Annotated in this window: 4 protein-coding genes; all 4 read right to left on the bottom strand. The window is 74.8% G+C overall.

What is annotated here, in order from left to right; all coding sequences use genetic code 11:
- Window positions 1-7 precede the first annotated feature (7 nt).
- The 4 genes from L1885_RS25470 to L1885_RS25485 all read right to left on the bottom strand — a co-directional run bounded on the left by L1885_RS25470 (window position 8) and on the right by L1885_RS25485 (window position 3,383).
- Window positions 8-919, bottom strand: a complete 912-nt coding sequence (locus tag L1885_RS25470) for a 4-(cytidine 5'-diphospho)-2-C-methyl-D-erythritol kinase (RefSeq protein WP_235799518.1) — start codon at window positions 917-919, stop codon at window positions 8-10.
- Between the two features lie 167 nt (window positions 920-1,086).
- Window positions 1,087-1,980 carry a 16S rRNA (adenine(1518)-N(6)/adenine(1519)-N(6))-dimethyltransferase RsmA gene (rsmA, locus tag L1885_RS25475; RefSeq protein WP_235799515.1) on the bottom strand — a complete coding sequence of 298 codons (894 nt, stop codon included), beginning with the start codon at window positions 1,978-1,980 and terminating at the stop codon, window positions 1,087-1,089.
- A gap of 9 nt (window positions 1,981-1,989) precedes the next feature.
- On the bottom strand, window positions 1,990-2,817 hold the full coding sequence (locus tag L1885_RS25480; RefSeq protein WP_235799516.1) for a TatD family hydrolase: 828 nt from the start codon (window positions 2,815-2,817) through the stop codon (window positions 1,990-1,992).
- Window positions 2,818-2,903: 86 nt separating this feature from the next.
- Window positions 2,904-3,383, bottom strand: a complete 480-nt coding sequence (locus L1885_RS25485) for a hypothetical protein (RefSeq protein WP_235799517.1) — start codon at window positions 3,381-3,383, stop codon at window positions 2,904-2,906.
- Between the last annotated feature and the right edge of the window lie 213 nt (window positions 3,384-3,596).

Genomic DNA, 3,596 nt, shown 5'->3' on the forward strand with positions numbered 1-3,596 from the left:
CGGCCGGTCAGGGCAGGACGACCGCGCCCCGGGCCGGGCCCTCGGCGACGCGGGCGGTGCGGCAGGTGCCCGACGCGAGGAGCGCCCCGGCGATCGCCCCCGCCGCGCGCGCGTCCTCGGCCAGGAACGCCGTCGTGGGGCCGGAGCCCGAGACGAGCGCGGCGAGCGCGCCGGCCTCCGTGCCGGTGTCGAGGGTCTCGCGCAGGGAGGGGCGCAGGGACAGCGCCGCCCGCTGGAGGTCGTTGGCGAGCGCCTTCGCGAGCGCGGGGGCGTCGCCGTCGCGCAGGGCCCCGAGCAGCGCCGGGTCGGCGGCCGGTTCCGGTACGCGGGTCCCCGCGGTCAGCCGGTCGAACTCCTGGAAGACCCGGGGCGTCGAGAGCCCCTCGTGGGCCACGGCGAAGACCCAGTGGAACGATCCCCCGACGGGCAGCGCCGTCAGCTGCTCGCCGCGCCCGGTGCCCAGGGCGGCCCCGCCGAGCAGGCTGAAGGGGACGTCGCTGCCCAGGTCCGCGCAGAGCGCGAGCAGCTCGTCCCGGGGCGTGCCGAGGCCCCAGAGGGTGTCGCAGGCGAGCAGCGCGCCGGCGCCGTCCGCGCTGCCGCCGGCCATGCCGCCCGCCACGGGGATGTCCTTCTCGATGTGGATGCGGACGTCGGGTTCGAGTCCGTGGCGGCCGGCCAGGGCGAGGGCCGCGCGGGCGGCGAGGTTGGTGGTGTCGAGCGGCACCTGGTCCGCGTCGGGCCCGGTGCAGGTGACGAGAGGGCCGGCGCCGGCCGGTCCGGGCGCGACGGTCACCTCGTCGTACAGGCCGACGGCCAGGAAGACGTTGGCCAGGCCGTGGAAGCCGTCGGGGCGCGCCCCGCCGACCGCCAGCTGCACATTCACCTTGGCGGGCACCCGCACCCGCACGTGTTCCCGCACCTGTTCCCCCGCCCGGTCCCTTTCCCGTTCCCGCGCCGCGCCGCCCACCGTTGCGTCCTCCGTACCGTCCGACGTCGTCGCGCGCGCGAGGTCCCGCGCGCCTCCCGGCCCCTGCCCGGCGCCCGGTCCGTTCACGGCCGGTCCGTCGGTGGCCGTGCGGTCCCCGCTCAAGCGCCCGCCTCCCTGCACTCGGCGATCCGGGCGAACTCCTCGACCGTCAGGGCCTCGCCCCGGGCCTGCGGGGACACCCCGGCCGCCACCAGCGCCGCCTCCGCCGCGGGGGCCGAGCCCGCCCACGTCGCGAGCGCGGCGCGCAGGGTCTTGCGGCGCTGGGCGAACGCGGCGTCCACGGCCGCGAAGACCTCCGCCCGGGTGGCGTGCGTCTTCAGCGGTTCCTGCCTGCGCACCAGGGAGACGAGACCCGAGTCGACGTTCGGTGCCGGCCAGAAGACGTTGCGGCCGATGGAGCCGGCCCGCTTCACGTCCGCGTACCAGGCCGCCTTGACCGACGGCACGCCGTACACCCGCGAACCGGGCGCGGCGGCCAGCCGGTCCGCCACCTCCGCCTGGACCATGACCAGCGTCCGCTCGATGCTCGGGAAGTGCTCCAGCATGTGCAGCAGGACGGGCACGGCCACGTTGTACGGGAGGTTCGCGACGAGCGCGGTGGGCGCGGGGCCCGGCAGCTCCGTCACGTCCATCGCGTCGGAGTGGACCAGCGCGAAGCGCCCGGCCCGCTCCGGCAGCCGCGCCGCGACGGTCCCGGGCAGCGCGCCCGCGAGCACGTCGTCGATCTCGACGGCGACGACCCGTTCCGCGCTCTCCAGCAGCCCGAGCGTCAGGGAGCCGAGGCCGGGGCCGATCTCGACCACCACGTCGTCGGGCCGCACGCCCGCCGTGCGGACGATCCGGCGGACGGTGTTCGCGTCGATGACGAAGTTCTGCCCGCGCTGCTTGGTCGGGCGGACGCCGAGACGGGCCGCGAGCTCCCGTACGTCGCCGGGACCGAGGAGGGAGTCGGGGCCGGAGGGTGCCGCCCCGGCGGGCTCAGTGGTACTCACCGCACAAGCCTAAAGCTCGTATCCGAAGGCACGTGCCGTGTTCGCGGCCACGGCCGCGGCGAAGGCGTCCTCGTCCGCCCCCCGCACCTCGGCCATCGCGCGCAGGGTCACCGGAATGAGATAGGGGGCGTTCGGCCGGCCGCGGAACGGCGCCGGCGTGAGAAAAGGAGCGTCCGTTTCCACGAGGACGAGTTCCTCCGGCGCCACCGCCAGGGCGTCCCGCAGGGGCTGCGCATTCTTGAACGTGACATTTCCCGCGAAGGACATGAAGTATCCGGCGGCGGCGCACACCTTCGCCATTTCCGCGTCACCCGAATAGCAATGGAAAACCGTGCGCTCGGGCGCCCCTTCCTCCTCCAGAATGCGCAGCACGTCTGCGTGCGCGTCGCGGTCGTGGATCACGAGCGCCTTTCCCTGGCGCTTCGCGATCTCGATGTGCGCCCGGAACGAGCGCTCCTGCGCCCCGCGTCCTTCCGGACCGGTCCGGAAGTGGTCGAGGCCCGTCTCCCCCACGCCCTTGACCTCGGGCAGCGCGGCCAGCGCGGCGATCTCCGCGAGGGCGTCGTCCAGGTCCCCCGTCGCCGCGAGGCGGGGGGCCTCGTTGGGGTGGAGGGCCACGGCCGCGTGCACGGAGTCGTGCTCCGACGCCGTGCGGGCCGCCCAGCGCGAGCCCTCCAGGTCGCAGCCCACCTGGATCACCGTGGTGACGCCGACGGACGCCGCCCTGGCCAGGCCCTCCTCGACCGTGCCCTGCTGCATGTCCAGGTGCGTGTGCGAGTCCGCCACCGCCACCCGGAGGGGGGTGGGCAGCGGGGGCGGCGTTGCGTTCGAACTCATGCCGCGATCCTACGAGCACGGGCGGGCGCGCCCGGCGGCCGGTCGCGCCCGCCCGTCCGCGGCCGGAGGGGGTGCGGGCTCGCGCGCTAGTGGTGCAGGAGGTTGCGCAGGAAACCCGGCAGGTGCGGGTGCGGGAGGTGCCACGGCTGGGTGACGTGGTCGGGGGCCTCGGCGGCCGGGTCGTATGGCGAGGCGGTTCCCGCGCCGGCCAGCGGCCCCTGTGCCGCCTCCTCGGCGCGCACCGCCTGGGCCCGGTCGTGCAGCGGCTGCGCGCCCGCCGGCGGGCCGGCGAGGCCCGCCATGCCGTAGGAACGGGTCAGCTCGCGGTAGCCCGACACCTGGCCCGACCTCATGATCCGCACGACGTGCCCGTCGCACGTCGGGCAGCTCGGACTGGTCAGCGGCGACGGAACGGTTTTACCGTCCGACTTGTACACAACAAATTGGCCCCCCTTGTCATCGACGTGGTGCTCTATGTCGAACGACTGCTCCCAGCCGTGCCCGCACCTCATGCAGGCGAAGGCATACGCCTCATGGGCCGCGACGGTACCCACACGCTCATTCATACCGTCTCCTTTCCACTCCTCCATTGCACTACCCGGAGGGGTGGAAAGCACCGCGGCCTGGGGATTAATGGCGAGGTCTTGGCGATTCCGAGGCCCGTTCGCCGTTCGACCCGGTGAGCGTTTTACCTTGATGTAAAGACTCTTTACGTACCGGCGCGGCGACCGCCCGTCGCCGCGCCGCGCACGCCCCCCGCGGGGCGCCCGCCGGGCTCG

This window comes from Streptomyces fuscigenes, assembly GCF_021556455.1.
Classification (GTDB): Bacteria; Actinomycetota; Actinomycetes; order Streptomycetales; family Streptomycetaceae; genus Streptomyces; species Streptomyces fuscigenes.

Coding starts and splice junctions, on each gene's coding strand:
- L1885_RS25480 (WP_235799516.1), bottom strand. CDS start 2,817: ATGAGTTCGAACGCAACGCCGCCCCCGCTGCCCACCCCCCTCCGGGTG.
- L1885_RS25485 (WP_235799517.1), bottom strand. CDS start 3,383: ATGAATGAGCGTGTGGGTACCGTCGCGGCCCATGAGGCGTATGCCTTC.